The organism is Streptomyces sp. NPDC048338 (assembly GCF_043201055.1).
In the GTDB taxonomy this organism is placed as follows: Bacteria; Actinomycetota; Actinomycetes; order Streptomycetales; family Streptomycetaceae; genus Streptomyces.
On record NZ_JBICYQ010000006.1, the window covers coordinates 60,420 to 76,250 of the forward strand.

The 15,831-nt window shown below is 74.0% G+C and carries 13 protein-coding genes; 5 read left to right on the forward strand and 8 right to left on the reverse strand.

Translation table 11 applies throughout. The features are described from left to right. Window positions 1-124: 124 nt before the first annotated feature. The 4 genes from ACGFZF_RS15730 to ACGFZF_RS15745 form a co-directional block, all read right to left on the reverse strand. Entirely contained in the window at window positions 125-958 is an 834-nt protein-coding gene (locus ACGFZF_RS15730; protein ID WP_393554338.1) for an enoyl-CoA hydratase/isomerase family protein, read from the reverse strand. A 105-nt stretch (window positions 959-1,063) separates the two neighbouring features. Then, window positions 1,064-1,966 (reverse strand): SIS domain-containing protein, encoded by a 903-nt coding sequence (locus ACGFZF_RS15735; protein WP_393554340.1) that lies wholly within the window; start codon window positions 1,964-1,966, stop codon window positions 1,064-1,066. A 79-nt stretch (window positions 1,967-2,045) separates the two neighbouring features. Then, window positions 2,046-3,167 carry a substrate-binding domain-containing protein gene (locus ACGFZF_RS15740; protein WP_393554342.1) on the reverse strand — a complete coding sequence of 374 codons (1,122 nt, stop codon included), beginning with the start codon at window positions 3,165-3,167 and terminating at the stop codon, window positions 2,046-2,048. Window positions 3,168-3,257: 90 nt separating this feature from the next. Beyond that, a complete protein-coding gene (locus tag ACGFZF_RS15745) occupies window positions 3,258-4,562 on the reverse strand; it encodes an alpha/beta fold hydrolase (protein WP_393554344.1) in 1,305 nt (434 codons plus the stop codon). Window positions 4,563-4,695: 133 nt separating this feature from the next. On the opposite strand from ACGFZF_RS15745, the gene ACGFZF_RS15750 reads away from it, so the two are divergent. Then, window positions 4,696-4,827, forward strand: a complete 132-nt coding sequence (locus ACGFZF_RS15750) for a hypothetical protein (protein ID WP_393554942.1) — start codon at window positions 4,696-4,698, stop codon at window positions 4,825-4,827. 63 nt (window positions 4,828-4,890) lie between these two features. Here the strand turns inward: ACGFZF_RS15750 and bla are convergent, their stop codons facing one another. Next, on the reverse strand, window positions 4,891-5,871 hold the full coding sequence (gene bla, locus ACGFZF_RS15755; RefSeq protein ID WP_393554346.1) for a class A beta-lactamase: 981 nt from the start codon (window positions 5,869-5,871) through the stop codon (window positions 4,891-4,893). Window positions 5,872-6,442: 571 nt separating this feature from the next. Here bla and ACGFZF_RS15760 point away from each other — a divergent pair. Both ACGFZF_RS15760 and ACGFZF_RS15765 read left to right on the forward strand, forming a co-directional pair. Continuing rightward, window positions 6,443-6,994 (forward strand): hypothetical protein, encoded by a 552-nt coding sequence (locus tag ACGFZF_RS15760; protein ID WP_393554348.1) that lies wholly within the window; start codon window positions 6,443-6,445, stop codon window positions 6,992-6,994. Window positions 6,995-7,298: 304 nt separating this feature from the next. Further along, window positions 7,299-8,189 (forward strand): DUF4097 domain-containing protein, encoded by an 891-nt coding sequence (locus ACGFZF_RS15765; protein ID WP_393554350.1) that lies wholly within the window; start codon window positions 7,299-7,301, stop codon window positions 8,187-8,189. A 54-nt stretch (window positions 8,190-8,243) separates the two neighbouring features. Here ACGFZF_RS15765 and ACGFZF_RS15770 read toward each other — a convergent pair whose 3' ends face one another. After that, window positions 8,244-8,630: a VOC family protein gene (locus ACGFZF_RS15770; RefSeq protein ID WP_393554351.1), complete on the reverse strand. Its 387-nt coding sequence runs from the start codon at window positions 8,628-8,630 to the stop codon at window positions 8,244-8,246. A 112-nt stretch (window positions 8,631-8,742) separates the two neighbouring features. After that, on the reverse strand, window positions 8,743-9,573 hold the full coding sequence (nadE, locus tag ACGFZF_RS15775; RefSeq protein ID WP_393554353.1) for an ammonia-dependent NAD(+) synthetase: 831 nt from the start codon (window positions 9,571-9,573) through the stop codon (window positions 8,743-8,745). A 211-nt stretch (window positions 9,574-9,784) separates the two neighbouring features. Between nadE and ACGFZF_RS15780 the strand changes: the two genes are divergently transcribed. Beyond that, window positions 9,785-11,305, forward strand: coding sequence for a bifunctional phosphatase PAP2/diacylglycerol kinase family protein (locus ACGFZF_RS15780; RefSeq protein WP_393554355.1), 1,521 nt, complete (start codon window positions 9,785-9,787; stop codon window positions 11,303-11,305). A gap of 74 nt (window positions 11,306-11,379) precedes the next feature. Here the strand turns inward: ACGFZF_RS15780 and ACGFZF_RS15785 are convergent, their stop codons facing one another. Next, entirely contained in the window at window positions 11,380-12,501 is a 1,122-nt protein-coding gene (locus tag ACGFZF_RS15785) for a sulfite oxidase (protein ID WP_393554357.1), read from the reverse strand. A 288-nt stretch (window positions 12,502-12,789) separates the two neighbouring features. Here ACGFZF_RS15785 and ACGFZF_RS15790 point away from each other — a divergent pair, with 288 nt between their 5' ends. After that, on the forward strand, window positions 12,790-15,780 hold the full coding sequence (locus ACGFZF_RS15790) for a carbohydrate binding domain-containing protein (RefSeq protein WP_393554359.1): 2,991 nt from the start codon (window positions 12,790-12,792) through the stop codon (window positions 15,778-15,780). The last annotated feature ends 51 nt before the right edge of the window (window positions 15,781-15,831 follow it).

A 15,831-nucleotide genomic window follows, 5' to 3' on the forward strand; every position in this document is an offset into this window, starting at 1 on the left:
CGGTACCGCGCCTCGCTGCGTTGTCGAAGCGTCCGAGTACGTCCAGTACGCGGACGCTCCTCCGCCTTGCGATGCACGGCACCGGACACCGCGAGCCCGACCGGCGCTACTTTGAAGACAGGCCCTAGCGCCCCTCGAACCTCGGGGGTCGGCGCGCGGCCTTCGCCGCGTACCCCTCGCGGGCGTCCTCCGAGGTGAGGGTGAGCGCCGCCGCGAGCGCGGTGCGGTCGAGGGCCGCGGCCAGGCCCTGATCCGCGAAGGCGTCGACGTTCCGCTTGATCGCCCGGACGGCGAGCGGCGCGGCGGCGGCGATCTCCCGGGCCGTGTCGCGCGCGGCCCCCTCCAGGTCGCCGGGCGCGGTGACGAGCTGCACGAGGCCCAGTCTCTCGGCGGTGGCGGCGTCGATCCGGCGGCCGGTGAGGGCCAGGTACTTGGCCCAGCCCGCACCGGCGTCGCGGGCGATCCGCAGGTCGCCGCCCGCGTCGACGGACACCCCGATCCCCGCCTCGGGCAGGGCGAAGACGGCGTCGTCGGCGGCGATGCGCACGTCCGCCATCAGGGCCAGCTCGAAGCCGAAGCCGAGGCAGTACCCCTGCACGGCGGCGACGACCGGCTGGGGCAGTCCGGCGAACACGGCGAAGCGCTCGTGCACCCAGCGGATGCCGTCGGCGTAGCGCTGGGTCCGTTCGGCCGCCGACCGCCCCGTGATCGCGCCGCCCGGGGCCGTGACGTCGATCCCGGCACAGAACGCCCGGCCCTCGGCGCGCACCAGCACGACCCGCACGCGCTCGTCGAAACGGATGCGGTCGGCGAGGACGCCCAGCTGGCGACTGGCTTCCCAGCTCCAGCCGTTGAGCTTCTCGGGACGGCACAGCGTCAGGACGGCGATCCCGTCCTCGACCCGGAGGGAGAGCCGCTCCTCCCCCTCCGGGATCTCCCGGTCGAGTGTGTCGATCACCGCGCCACCCCCCTCGACTGATGGAGCGTCAGATTAGCGGGGGGACAGCTCGAAGGCCACGGCCGGGCCGCCCCGAACCGCTCGGCGGCCCGGGCAGGGAGGGGCTCAGACCGAGCGGAGCGAACCGGCCAGGATCACCGAGCGGGACACGTGACGGGGCCGGTCCGGGTTGAGCCCGCGACGGGCCGCCAGCGTGACGGCGAGGCGCTGGGCCCGTACCAGGGCGGCCACCGGGTCGATGGCGTCGGCGGCGAACAGCGCCCCCGTCGTCTCCACCTCGTCCCGCAGCCCGGCCGGCGCGGGGCCGAGGCAGCACACCAGGCTGGCCCGGTCGCTGACGCTGATCGGGCCGTGCCGGTACTCCATCGCCGCGTAGGACTCCGTCCACACACGGGCAACCTCGCGGAGCTTGAGCGCGGCCTCGTCGGCGAGCCCGACGGTCCAGCCGGTGCCGAGGAAGGTGAACTGGCCGCGGCGCTCCCATGCCGTCGGCAGCGGTTCGTACAGGGCGAGTTCGGCGTCCACGATGGAGGGGTCCAGGTCCACCCCCAGCCCCGCACGCAGCAGTTGGAGGGCCGTGGTGGCGAACCGGGTCTGCACGACGGAGCGTTCGTCGGCGAAACCGAGATCGATCACCCGGTCCGCCTGGTGGGCGGCACGGCTGTCGGCCACCCCGGTCAGGACGAGGGTCGGGATCCGGCCGGCGGCACGGGCAAGCAGGGAGGCCACCTCGGTCGTCGTGCCGGAGCGGGTGAGGGCGACGATCCTGTCGTACCCGCGGCCGAGCGGTGTCTCGTCGGAGGCCGGGAAGGCATCGGTCTCGCCCTCGCCGAGGGACTCCCGCAGGGCCGCGTACGCACGGGCGATGAAGTACGAGGTGCCGCAGCCGACGACCGCGATCCGCTCGCCCCGCCGGGGCAGTGAGGCGGCGTGTCCGGAGGCCGCCTCGGCGGCGCGGCGCCAGCAGTCCGGCTGGCTGGCGATCTCCGCGGTGACGTGCGTGGTCATGTCCGGGTCCTCTCCTGGTGGGTGGTCCGGACCGAGTTCTATCCGTCGCCGTGAGGAGCGAACAATGAGCAATCCGTGCTCACTGCTTGGACTTTTGCACGCGGGCTCCGCCGCAGGAGGCCCGCACCACGAGCCGGGGCCGCAGCTGGACCTGGTGCAGCGGGGAGGCGTCCCCGTCGGCCAGGCGGCGCAGCAGGATCTGCGCCGCGAGTCGCCCGACCTGGAACTTCGGTGGCGACACGGCCGTCAGCGGTGTCTCGGCGACGTCCGCGAACTCGTTGTCGTAGCTGATCAGGGCGAGGTCCTGGGGGACGCGCAGCCCGGCCCGGCGGGCCGCACCGAGGACGAGGGACGCCTCCCGGTCGCCGAAGCAGAGCGCCGCGGTGACACCCGCGGCGCGCAGGCCGGCGACGGCCCGGTCGGCCCGTTCCGGGGTCCAGTCGTGGTGCCCGTCCCGGACGACGGGCGGTTCGGGGAGGGCGAAGTCCGCGGTCGCGCGGGCGAATCCGGACTCGATGGGCGCGGTGGTGGGCGCGTCGGAGCGCACCAGGAGGGCGAGCTTCCGGTGCCCGAGCGAGCGCAGGTGGCGCACGGCGTCGTAGGCGCCGCCCTCGTGGTCGGTGCAGACGTGCTCGGTGGGGTCGCCAGGGCCGTACGCGGCGAGCCGCCGTTCGACGAGGACCGCCGGGACGGGCAGGGCGAGGAGCTCCTCCGCCCGCCGGCCCGGGTCGGTGGCGGTGTGCAGGGTCGGGACGAGGAGCAGTCCGTGGACGCCGTCGGAGAGGAGCCTCTCGACGGCGGCGTCCTCCTCGGCGGGGTCGTAGTGCGAGCAGGCCAGGACGAGCCGGGCGCCGGCAGCGGCCAGCTCCTTCTCGATGCCCTGGAGCACGCGCGGGTAGTAGAACGCGGTGTCGGGGACGAGGACGCCGACGACCCGGCGGCCGGCCGGGCAGGACTCCGGTCGGTGGGCCGCGAAGGTGCCGGCGCCTTGGCGCCGTTCGACCAGCCCCAGGGCGACGAGGTCCTCGTAGGCGCGGCGGACGGTGGTCACGGAGAGCCCGGTCTCGGCGGCCAGCGCGCGCTCCGTGGGCAGCTTGCTGCCGGGGGGCCAGGTGCCGTCGAGGATGCCTCGCCGCAGTTCGGCCATGAGCGCGCGGAACTTCAGCTCCCGGCCCGACGCCGGAACCCCGCCCTGTGCCATCCCGGCCCCCCGCGCACGCGCCCGGCATTGCTGACTGATTGCGCCGCGAATCCTATCCCCGGGCCCTTCCCCGCGATCGCCCTCGGACGATCAGATCTCGTCCCGGGCGAGGGCGAGCAGGCGGTCCAGGACGCGCGGCCCGCCGGCCCGGACTCCGTCGTGCTCGAACTCGTCGGTCACCCAGGTCCTGAGCCCCCGGATCGTGCGGGCCGTCCGCAGCGCGTGCTCGGTGTCCACGTACATGTCGTCGTGGTAGACGGCGGCGGCCACCGGCACCTCGTTGGCGGCGAGCTGTTCGGCGTCGTAGAGCGCGGGCCAGTCGGCGCGTTCGGCGAGGATCGCGGCGGTCTCGCGGAGCGGGCGCAGGGCCGGGTCGGTCTCGAAGTGCCAGGGGTGGACGGTCTCGCCGGTGAAGAGCAGCGGCTCGTCGCCCGCCAGGGTCTTCGCGGCGTCGAAGCGGGGGAACTCGGCGCGGATCCGCTCGGCCGCCCAGCCGGTGGGTCCCCGCCCCTGGGCGTAGATCGCCTCGTGGAGCACGGCGTACAGCGGATGACCGGCGTACGACAGGACGGCCTGCACGTTCTCCAGGAAGGCGTCCGACAGGGCGGGCCCGTCGACGGTCGGGACGAAGGCGTCCTCCAGGAGCAGGTGGAGCTGGTGGGTGCCCTCGCCGCTGCCGAGGAGGATGCCGAGGGACTGGAAGGACTCCGCGGTGAGCAGGCCGCCGCCGGGCAGCGCGGCGGGGCGTTCCAGCAGGTGGGCGGCGATCCGGCGGGCGCGTTCGACGTCCTGCGGGTAGCGGGCGTAGTGGGCTTCCACCTTGCGGGTGATCCGCGGGTAGGCGGCCCGGTAGACCTCGTCGGCGCCCGCGTCCAGGGAGGGGAGCCCGCCGGTGATGAGGACGGTGTGCAGGCCGGCCGGGGCGGTGCTGAGGTAGTGGGTGGCGCAGAAGCCGCCGAAGCTCTGGCCGAGGACGGTCCAGCGGGCGCCGCCGGTGAGCCGCTTACGGATCACCTCGCAGTCCTTGACGATGGAGTCGGCCCGGAAGTGCGCGAGGTACGCGGCCTGCTCCCGGGGGGTGCCTCGCAGCGGCAGGGTCTGGCGGTTGGCGGGAGTGGAGTTCCCGGTGCCGCGCTGGTCGAGGAGGAGCACGCGGAACTCCTGGACGGCCCGGCCGAGCCAGGACTGTCCGCCGGCGCCGACGAAGCGCCGGGCGCCGAAGCCGGGGCCGCCTTCCAGGTACAGCAGCCACGGCAGGTCCGCGCCGCTCCGGCCGCAGGCGACGGCCTCGCGGGCGAAGATCTCGATCTGCTCGCCGCCGGGATCGGCGTGGTCGAGCGGGACGGAGAAGCGGCGGTCGGTGAGGACGAGGCCGGGCTGGCGGTAACTGGTCAATGCTGCTCCTGTTCCTGGCGCCCCCGTGCCGTGTTCCCCCGCCTTCCCAGTGGATCACAGGGCGGGGGCGGGGGCGCAGCGGGGGCCGTCGGGAGGGGCCGGGCCCGGGCCGCCCCGGACGGTCCCGGTCCCCGTGCGCCCCGGCCGCGGGGCTCCTGTCCTCACACCGGCGAAGCTGCACGAGGCGCTGCGTCGCTCGGTGGACGCGGACGCGCGGGGCGTGGGCCGCGACGAGGTCGACTTCGACTCGGTGGCGGACGCCTGACCGGACGACCGCCCGTCGCGGCTCTGCCGCGGGGATCGGGACCCCCTCGCCGGGAGCCCGGTGTCAGGACGTCGAACCGAGTCCGCGGACCAGGGCGGCGGCGGTACGGGCGACGGCGACACTGTCCGACGGGGCGGCGGCGGTCGTCCGGCGGGTGAGGATCGCGAGGACGACGGGTGCGCCGGAGCGGGGGCGCACCACGGCGATGTCGTGCGCACCGCCGTACGCGCCGCTGGTCCCCGTCTTGTCGCCGACGACCCACCCCTCGGGCACGCCGGCCCTGATCCGCTCGGAGCCGGTGACGGCGGCGCGCAGCCAGTCGTTCAGCCGTGCCCGGTCGTCGGGCACCAATGCCGTGCCGAGGGCCACCCGTTCGAGGGCGCGCCCGGCGGCGGCCGGTGTGGTGGAGTCGCGCGGCTCCCCGGGGTGCCAGTCGTTGAGTTCGGGCTCCCAGCGGTCCAGCCGGGTGACCGGGTCGCCGAGGGTCCGGTGGTAGCGGGTGAGGCCGGGCGGGCCGCCGATCTCCTTCAGCAGGAGGTTGCCCGCGGTGTTGTCGCTGCGGGTGACGGCCGCGTGGCAGAGCTCCGCCACGGTCATGCCTGCCGTCCCCCTGCCCTGCGTGGTGGGCGAGTCGCTCACCTCGTCGCGCGCCGTCCAGTGCACCGTCCGCTCCAGCAGCCCCGGGGAGACCCGGCGGGCCTTGTCGAGGACGGCGGCCGCGACGAACGCCTTGAAGGTGGACAGGACGGGGAAGCTCTCGTCCGCGCGGTAGGAGAGGGTGCGACCGCTCGCCGGGTCGTACGCGTAGGCGCCGATGCGCACTCCGCGGGCGGACTCCAGGCGGCGCAGCTCGGCGGCGAGCTCCGCGGCGGAGCCCGGTGGGCTCGCGTCGGTGGCGGAGGCGGAGGCGGAGGCGGCCGACGCGGGGGCGCCGTCGGCAGGGGAGGGGTCCGCGCAGGCCGTCGGTCCGGCGAGCAGGAGGGTGAGGACGACGGCGCTCGCGCGCACGGCGCTCCGGGGACGGGCGGCGAAGGTGCGGTTCATCGCCCCAGCTCAACAGCCCCGTACGGGCCGTGTCCACGAGCCCGGGCGGAAACGAGCCATGCCGGAACGGCGGTGACACCCGGCCGGACGCGGGAGCCGCCGGAACGTGCGGACGGCCCGTGCGGTCGGCTCCGAGCAGGTTCTTCGCGTTCAGGTGGGCGCGGGCGACGTCCTCGGGCAACCGGCGCCAGCTGTCGACCTGTTCGTTCAGGTGGCGCCAGGTCGGCGGTGGTCGGCGTCCTGGAGGAGCTCGCTCCGCGAGGACAGATAGGCTCCGCAGATCCACTCGTTGCGCGCGAGGCAGTCGTCGGCGGCCGAGAACGGGAGGCGCGGTCGTTCCCCCGTTCCAGGCGCCCGCCGGATCCGCCGCACCTCGGACCCGGCCGTTCGGGGGCGGTGCGGGCGGTGACCGCACGGGGTCACGCAGGGGCCGGCACCGGGCGGCACGCGGGGAGGCGACGACACCGCCGGCGGCCACGCGCGCAGTCGTCGCGCCCCTGCCCACGGACATGGCGCCGAATGACACCACGACACTCTTGCCATGGCGCCATCATGGTGCCAATATGGCGTCATGGACTTGATGCCGTATGTCGACAACCTCCGTCACGAACTCGCGGTCGCCGCGGCCGCGGGCGGCGACGAGGCCCGCGCGCTCGCCGAGCGGCTCACCGCGCCGCTGGAGTCGGCCGCCCGGCTGACCCTGCTCAACGCGCTGTCCGCCGCCATGGACGAGATCACCAGCGAGCTGGCACCGGGGTCGGTCGACGTACGACTGCGGGGGCTCGACCCCGAGTTCGTGGTGACGCCGCCTCCGGCGCCCGAGGCGTACGAGGACACGGCGGCGGACCGGACGGCCGCCGGCGCGGCGGGGGCGGCCCGCGCGGCCGCGGTCGCGCAGGTGGCGGCCGACGGCGACGACGCCGGCACCGCGCGGATCAACTTCCGCCTCCCGGCCCCCCTCAAGACCAGGATCGAGGAGGCCGCGGGGCAGGAGGGCCTCTCGGTCAACGCCTGGCTCGTCCGCGCCGTGGCCGGCGCCCTCGACACGGGCGAGACGCCGCGATCCGCCGCCCGCACCACCCGCCCCCGCGGCGGCCGCAGCTACACCGGGTGGGCCCGCTAGGGCGTGTTGCGAAAGTCCCGCCTGCCTGGCGACGCCTGGCACGCACGCTCGCCGCGTTGTCGGGATCGCCCGAGTACGCCCAGTACGAGGGCGACCCTCCGCCTTGCGATCGCACGCACCAGACGCCGCCAGGCCCGCCCTTCGGGCGGACGGCGCTACTTTCGCAACACGCCCTAGGGCGTGCTGGAGCTCACCCGGGTCGTCACGGGAGACGCGCGTGCTCCCCGTGACGGCCTTCCCCACCCACACCTTCACCCGCCCCACCGGCGGGAACACCCACGAGTGCCATGAGGACGGGACAGCCATGCCTTCTTTCGACACGCCCGAACCCCTCTCCGCCACCGTCGAGTTCGACATCGGCACGGCGCGGATCATCGCGAGCAAGCGCACCGACACGGTCGTCGAGGTCCTGCCGGCGGACCCCGCCGAGGACGCCGACGTGAAGGCCGCCCAGCAGACCAAGGTCAGCTGCTCGAACGGGCGGCTGCTGGTCAAGGGACCCCGGAAGCGGTCCGTCTTCGGCCGGAGCGGGTCCATCACTCTCACCGTCGAGTTGCCGGCCGGCTCCCGGCTGCACGGTGAGGCGCCGATGGCCGACTTCCTCTGCCAGGGGCCGCTCGGGGACTGCGACCTGAAGACCTCGGTCGGCGACGTCCAGGTCGAGCAGGCGGCGGCGGTCCAGCTGCGGACCAGTCTGGGCGCGGTCGGGCTGGACCGGGCGACGGGCGACGCCCAGGTCGCCGGGAACGGCCGGATCGACGTCGGCGAGGTCGCCGGGACGGCGACCGTGAAGAACTCCAACGGCGAGACCGTGATCGCCGAGGTCGGCGGCGACCTGCGGGTGGCCTCCTCCAACGGCCCCATCACGGTGGGCGTCGCACACGGCGAGGTCGAGGCGAAGTCCGCCAACGGCGGGATCCGCATCGGGGTCGCGCACGCGGGCGTCGAGGCCAGGACCGCCACCGGCGGCATCCGGGTCGGCGAGGTGGCGCGCGGCACCGTCGCGCTGCACACCTCGGCCGGAGACCTCGACATCGGGGTGCGCGCGGCGACCGCCGCCTGGCTCGACCTCAACTCCCGGTTCGGCAGCGTGCAGAACCTGCTCGACGAGGCGGCGGGCCCGGAGGGCGCCGACGAGACCGTGGAGGTACGGGCCCGCACCGCCGTCGGCGACATCGTGGTCCGCCGCGCCTGACCCCGTCGGACGGGAGGGCGGTCGCCCGGCCCCGACGGGCCGTGCCGTCCGGCCTCAGCGCTCCTGGAGGACGGAGAGGACGTTCCCGGCCGGGTCGGTGAACCAGGCGATCGCGGGACCCCGCTCGTCCCGCACGACACCCTTGTCGTCCGCCTCGAAGCCGGGGTGGCGCTCGAAGGTCACGCCGCGGCGCTCCAGCTCCGCGACCGCCGCGTCGATGTCGTCGACGGGGAAGTTGAGGATCGTGAAGCCGGCCGGCGTGTGGTCGTCCTTCGGATAGACGAAGACCCGGGCCCCGCTGCCGAGGGTGAGGGTGAGCATCCGCATGTCCCCCTCGCCGGTCTCCTCGACCTGGAGGCCGAGCGTGTCGCCGTAGAACCGCCGGGCCTCGCCCAGGTCGTTCACGGAGAACCCGCTGAACGCCTTCGTCCGTCCGAACATGCCGTCGTTCCTTCCACCGGTGAGCAGGGGGCGATCCCCCGGTGTCACCATGCTCACCGGTGGGCGCGGGCGTGCCACGCGCAGAGGTCCGGATGGGCCCGGCCCGTCACCCTCAGGGCGCGAGGGGAAGCCGGCGCTTGTGGTCGGTCAGCTCGTAGCGGCGGACGATGGCGGCGAACGCGGCCTCGCTCACCGGCTTGCCCTCCAGGAAGTCGTCGATGTCGTCGTAGGTGACCCCGAGGGCGTCCTCGTCGGGCTTGCCCGGGTCGAGGGTCTCCAGGTCGGCCGTCGGCGTCTTCCACACCAGCTCGGAGGGGGCGCCCAGGACGTCGGCGACGGCACGCACCCGCCGCTTGGTCAGTCCGGTCAGCGGGACGACGTCGGCCGCGCCGTCACCGAACTTGGTGAAGAAGCCGGAGACCGCCTCGGCCGCGTGGTCCGTGCCGACGACCAGGCCGTCGTGCGCGCCCGCGACGGCGTACTGGGCGATCATCCGCTGCCGGGCCTTGATGTTGCCCTGGACGAAGTCCTGGTGGTGGGCGTCCCGGAAGGTCACTCCGCCGTCCAGGCAGGCGGCGAGGGACGCGTCGGCGGCGGGCTTCACGTCGACGGTCAGGACGTGGTCGGCCTCGATGAACCCGAGGGCGAGCTGGGCGTCCTTCTCGTCGGCCTGGACGCCGTAGGGCAGCCGCATGGCGTAGAAGGCGGCCTCGTGTCCCGCGGCCCGCACCCGTTCCACCGCGAGCTGGCACAGCCGCCCGGCCGTCGTGGAGTCGACGCCGCCGCTGATCCCGAGGACGAGGCCGCGCAGCCCCGAGGTGGTGAGGCGCTCGGCGAGGAAGGCGACCCGGCGCTCGATCTCGGCGCTCGGGTCGAAGGTCTCGGAAACCTCGAGTTCCCGGGCGATCTGCTGCTGCAGGGCGATGGGCGCCGGGTGGGTCACGGAGTGCTCCTCGTGGGGATTCGGTCGGCGGTTCGTGCGGCGGCGGGACCCTGTGCGCGGGAGGCGGCGGGACCCCGTACCGGGGACGACTCTATGCCGCCCGGCGGCGGCCCGGCGCGCTGCCCTCCGGGGCACCGCTCCGTGCCGGCCGACCGCGCGCCGGGCGCGCCGTACGCGGACTGTGGACCGAGACTCGGGGTAGGAGGCCGTGATGAACGAGACGAAGATCGGGCGCCTGCGCGATGCGCTGGGCCTGGCGGACCGGAGGCTGTTCGAGCAGGTGGCCCGACGGTCCTGGCCGGGCGCCGACCGGGTGCTGCCCCGGCTGAGCACGAGCGCCAACCACGGACTCCTCTGGTTCGGCATCGGTGCCGGGATGTGGGCCGTCGGCGGGGTGCGGGGCCGGCGGGCGGCGGTCCGCGCGGTCGCCTCGCTGGCCGTGGCCTCGGCGACGGTCAACACACTCGCCAAGGGCGCCGTACGGCGGGAGCGGCCCATGATCGACGTGGTGCCGGTGGTGCGGCACCTGTCGCGCCGGCCGATCACCAGCTCCTTCCCCTCGGGGCATTCCGCCTCGGCCGCCGCCTTCACGATGGGCGCCGCGCTGGAGTCCCGGGGCTGGGGCGCCGTGCTGCTGCCGGTGGCGGGTTCGGTCGCCTTCTCCCGTGTGTACACCGGTGTGCACTACCCGAGCGACGTCGTGGTGGGCGCGCTGCTCGGGATGGGGGCGGCCACGGTCCTGCGGGGGCCCTCGCCCTCCCGGACCCGTCGGCCGCCGCCGGCCAGGCCGCGGGTGGAGGCTCCGGCGCTGCCGGAGGGCGAGGGGCTGGTCGTCGTCGTCAACCCCTCGTCCGGCTCCTCGCCCCAGCTGGTCGAGCCGGCCCGGCAGATCGAGAACCTCCTGCCGAAGGCCGAGGTGATCCGCTACGACGAGTCGGTGGGCCCGCTGCCGGAGGTGCTGGACCGTGCCGCCGCGGGGGCCGCCGAGCGGGGCGGCGCGCTGGGCGTGTGCGGCGGGGACGGGACGGTCAACGCGGCCGTGACACCGGCGTTGCGGCACGGCGTGCCGCTGCTCGTCCTGCCCGGCGGCACCTTCAACCACTTCGCCGCGGACCTGGGAGTGGAGACGCTCGCGGACGGCTGCGCGGCGCTGGCCGCAGGTGAGGCCGTCCAGGCGGACATCGGGCGGGTGCGCAGGCTGTCGTCGGCGCTCACCCTGGCCCCCGACGGCGCCCCCGCGTACTTCCTCAACACCTTCAGCCTCGGCATCTACCCCGAGCTGGTGCGGCTCCGCGAGCGGTGGGCGCCCCGGATCGGCGGCACGGCCGCGGCCGTTCTCGGCGCGGCCCGGATACTGCGCTCGTCCCGCCCGCTGCGGGCCAGGGTCAACGGCAGGCAGCGGTCGATGTGGCTGCTGTTCGCCGGCAACGGCGCGTACCGCAGCATCGGCGTCGCCCCGGTGCGCCGCAAGGAGATGGCCGACGGGCTCCTGGACGTCCGCGTCGCCGACGGCGGCCGGTTCGCCCGGACCCGGCTGCTTGCCACGGCGCTCGCGGGCGGACTGGCCAGGACGCGTGTGTACGCCGCCGCGCGGCCGCACCGGCTCCGGATCACCGGGCTGCCGGAGGGCACCTTCATGGCCTGTGACGGCGAGGTCGTGCCCGCCCCGTCGGGTCTGCTGATCGACAAGCTGCCGCGGGCGCTGACCGTCTACCGTCCGGCGGACGACTGAGACCGGCCTCTCCGGAAGGCGCCGCCCGGCGCGCGGCGGCCGGCTGAGGGGACGTGAACCGGGCTCGCCCCGCGTCACGTCCCCTCAGGGGCGCAGAGCACCTCGACGCGCTGGACCAGGTTGTTGCCGAAGCCGCCGCGGTTCCACGGTTCCGCCAGCGGCTGGGTGTTCCCCTCGGCGTCCGTGGCGCGGACGGTCAGGTGGCGCAGCCCGGGAGTCGCCTCCCACGTGGTGTGCCAGCCGGACCAGGCCCAGGGGTGGGCGGTCTCGCGGACCAGTTCCGCCTCGGTCCAGAAGGCGCCGCCGTCCACGCTGACCTCGACGCGCGTGACGGGCCCGCGCCCGGACCAGGCCCGGCCCGCCAGGCGGACGGGTCCCGGCCGGACGACGCGGGTGCGGGACATGAAGTCGGGGAAGCCCGGCGGGATCATCAGCGCGCGGGGCGCGATCGTGTCGACCGGCTCCCCCGGTTCGTCCGGCGTCTGCCGGTAGCGGTAGGACACGGCCTGCTGGAACCCGGTGAAGGGGGTGTCGACGAGGGTGATGTCCCGCAGCCATTTGACGTGGGCCATGCCGTACCAGCCGGGGACGACCAGCCGGACGGGGTGGCCGTGCTGCGGGGGCAGCGGGGCGCCGTTCATCGCGTACGCCACGAGGACCTCGGGCCGGGTCCCGCGGGCGACGTCCAGCGGCAGGCTGCGGCGGTAGTCCTGCTCGACACCGCGCTCGACGCCGTGGTCGGCCCCGGTGAAGACCGCCTCGACGGCCCCGGGTCCGATGCCGGCCTCGTCCAGCAGGACGCGCAGCGGGACACCGGTCCATTCGGCGGTGCCGACGGCCTCCACCAGCCACGGCTGGCTGACGGGTCGGGGCTGGAGCCGGGCCCGGCCGTTGCCCGCGCACTCCATCGTGACCCGGTGCGTGACGGCCGGCAGGGCGCGCAGGTCCGCCAGGTCCAGGGTGAGCCGGCTGCGGACCAGGCCGCCGAGAGTGAGCCGCCACGCGTCCGCGTCCAGCACCGGGATGTCGTAGTGGACCAGGACGTAGTGCAGGCCGGGCGGGGTGAGGTCGTAGTGCAGTGCTTCCAGGGGCAGCCCGTGGTTCCGGGTGGCGAGGGCGAGTTCGGAGGCGCTGATGCCCTCGTGGGGGTCCGCCACGCGCCCGGGAGCGCTGATCTCCCGCAGGGATCCGTCCATGCCTTCATGGTGCGCCGCAGCGCGGTGTCGGGCACCTCGGCGCGGGTCGCTCCGGCGTCGGACGGCCCGTCACGGAACGTCGTTCGCCGAATCGTGCACCGAAGGCTTTACGCCACTGTCATGCACGGGTAACTTCCCGACTCGCAAGAGGTTGCTGCAAGTTACTGAGGGAGGTTTCAGCCACTGGGCGGCCGTTCTTTGGCGTTCCCGGCCCTCGGCGGACGGGAGCGAAACGGGGCTCATCACCTGCCGCGGCCCCCGTCGCGGCCTGTTCCGGAGAAGAGACGCATGCGACGTACTCCCTTCCGGCGGTTCGGACGGGCCCCGGCCGCGGCCGTGTCCGCCGCCTGCCTCCTCGGACTGCTCTCGGCCGTCCCGCCGACCGGCCCGGCCGGCCCGGCCGTCGCCCCCGCGGCCGCCGAGGCCACGACGGCGACGGTCTTCTACTACACGAAGACGAGGAACTGGGCCGCCTACAACCTGCACTACGCCCCGGACGGCGGCGCGTGGACCACCGTCCCCGGCGCGGCGATGGAGGCGGCCTGCACGGACTGGGTCAAGAAGACCGTCTCCCTCGGCACCGCCGAGGGGCTGCAGGCCACCTTCAACGACGGCACCGGGACCTGGGACAACAACGGCGGCCGCAACTACGACCTGGGCACCGGCACGGTCACCGTCAAGGACGGCGTGGTGGCCCACTCCGACCCCTGCGCCGACGCACCGGGCGAGCCCACCGACCCCGGCCACCAGGCCACCGTCTACTACTCCACCGCCGCGCTCGGCTGGACCACCGCCAACCTGCACTACGCCCCGGCCGGCGGAGCCTGGACCACCGTCCCGGGCATCGGCATGGAAGCGGCCTGCGCCGGCTGGTGGAAGCGGACCGTCGACCTCGGCACCGCCGGCACGATGAAGGCCGCCTTCAACAACGGCAACGGCGTCTGGGACAACAACAACGGTGCCGACTACGCCCTGCCGGCCGGCACGACCACGGTCAGGGACCGGGTCGTCACCCGCGACGCCGCGAACCCCTGCGCCGCCGAGGTCCCCGACACCCAGGCGCCCACGCCGCCCGCCGGACCCACCGCGAGCGCCGACGGCACCTCCGTCCTCCTGACGTGGCAACCGGCCACGGACGACCGGGCGGTGACGGGATATCAGGTGACCCGGACGGGTGGGACCGCCGGCACCGTCGTGGTCGACGTCGGCTCCACCGTGCACTCCGACACCGACCTGGCCGAGCGGACCACGTACACCTACACCGTCAGGGCACGCGACGCGGCCGGAAACGTCTCGGCCGCCTCCACCGCCGTCCAGGCCACCACCGGCACGAAGCCGCCCGTCCCCGGGACGGGCCGCCCGCTGGGCACCGACCCGCGCAAGGACCCGATCTACTTCGTGCTGACCGCCCGCTTCCACGACGGGGACACGGCCAACAACCGCGGCGGCAGCCAGCACACGAAGTCGGGCAACGCCGCGAACGGCGACCCCATGTTCCGCGGCGACTTCAAGGGCCTGGTGGAGAAGCTCGACTACATCAAGGCGCTCGGCTTCTCCGCCGTGTGGATCACCCCGGTGGTGCTCAACCGCTCCGACTACGACTACCACGGGTACCACGGGTACGACTTCTACAAGGTCGACCCCCGGCTGGAGTCGGCCGGCGCCTCCTACCAGAACCTGATCGACGCCGCCCACGCCAAGGGCATGAAGATCTACCAGGACGTCGTCTACAACCACTCCTCCCGCTGGGGCGCCAAGGGCCTGTTCACCCCGAAGGTGTACGGCGTCCGCGACAGCCAGTGGAGCTGGTACTACGACGAGCCCAACGCCTCCTTCGAGTACGACGGCCTGACCGTCGAGCCCAAGTCCGGCAAGTCGTACTACACCGGCGACCTGTGGTCGACGGCCGAGCCGTCCGGCAACACCTGCGTGAACTGGGGCAAGCCCACCGCGAACACCTCGCCCGAGGGCTACCGGATCTACAACTGCCAGTGGCCCAGCCCGACGTCCGGCATGTTCCCGTCGTCGCTGTACCACACCTGCTGGATCGGCAACTGGGAGGGCGAGGACTCCCGTTCGTGCTGGCTGCACGAGGATCTGGCGGACTTCGACACCGAGTCCCCGGCCGTGCAGAACCACCTGATCGGCGCCTACGACAAGTACATCGACATGGGAGTGGACGGGTTCCGGGTCGACACCGCCGTCCACATCCCCCGCACGACGTGGAACCGCCGCTTCCTGCCCGCGATCCAGGAGCGCGTCACCCAGCGGTTCGGCGCGGAGGCGGCGCGGAACTTCTTCGTCTTCGGTGAGGTGGCCGCCTTCGTCAACGACAAGTGGAACCGCGGTTCGGTCAACCACTCCGCGCAGTTCTACACGTGGAAGGAGCGCAAGGAGTACGACCTCGACGACGCGAAGGCGGCGCTCGAGATGTACGACCACGAGCAGCAGCTCGGCCCGGCCGGCCAGCCGACGTCGAACAACGCCTTCCTGAACGGCAACAGCTACCACGAGCCGGACCACAGCAGGTTCTCCGGCATGAACGTGATCGACATGCGCATGCACATGAACTTCGGTGACGCCCAGAACGCCTTCGGCAACGGCAAGGACTCCGACGACAGTTACCACGACGCCACCTACAACGTCGTGTACGTCGACAGCCACGACTACGGCCCGAACAAGAGCAGCGAGCGCTACGCCGGCGGGACCGACGCCTGGGCCGAGAACATGTCGCTGATGTGGACCTTCCGCGGCATCCCCACGCTGTACTACGGCTCCGAGATCGAGTTCCAGAAGGGCAAGAAGATCGACTGCGGCCCCGGCTGCCCGCTGGCGACCACGGGCCGGGCCTACTTCGGCGACCATCTCGCCGGGTCCGTGAAGGCCTCCGGCTTCTCGGCGGTCGAGTCCGCGAGCGGCGCGGTCGCGCAGACACTCGCCCAGCCCCTGGTCCAGCACGTCCAGCGGCTCAACCAGATCCGCCGTGCGGTCCCCGCCCTCCAGACGGGGCAGTACTCCACCGAGGGCATCAGCGGCTCGATGGCGTTCAAGCGTCGGTACACCAGCGGCACGACGGACAGCTTCGCGCTCGTGACGGTGACCGGCGGCGCCTCGTACACCGGCATCCCCCATGGCACCTACACCGACGCCGTCACCGGCGACGTCCGGGTCGTCACCGACGGGAAGCTGACGGTCGCGGCCCCCGGCAAGGGCAACCTCCGGGTGTACGTGCTGAACGGTCCCGGACGGATCGGGGCCGCCGGGCCGTATCTGAAGTGACGGCCCCCGGGCCACCGTGAGGGGACCGGCGGGCGGCGGCATCACCGCCCG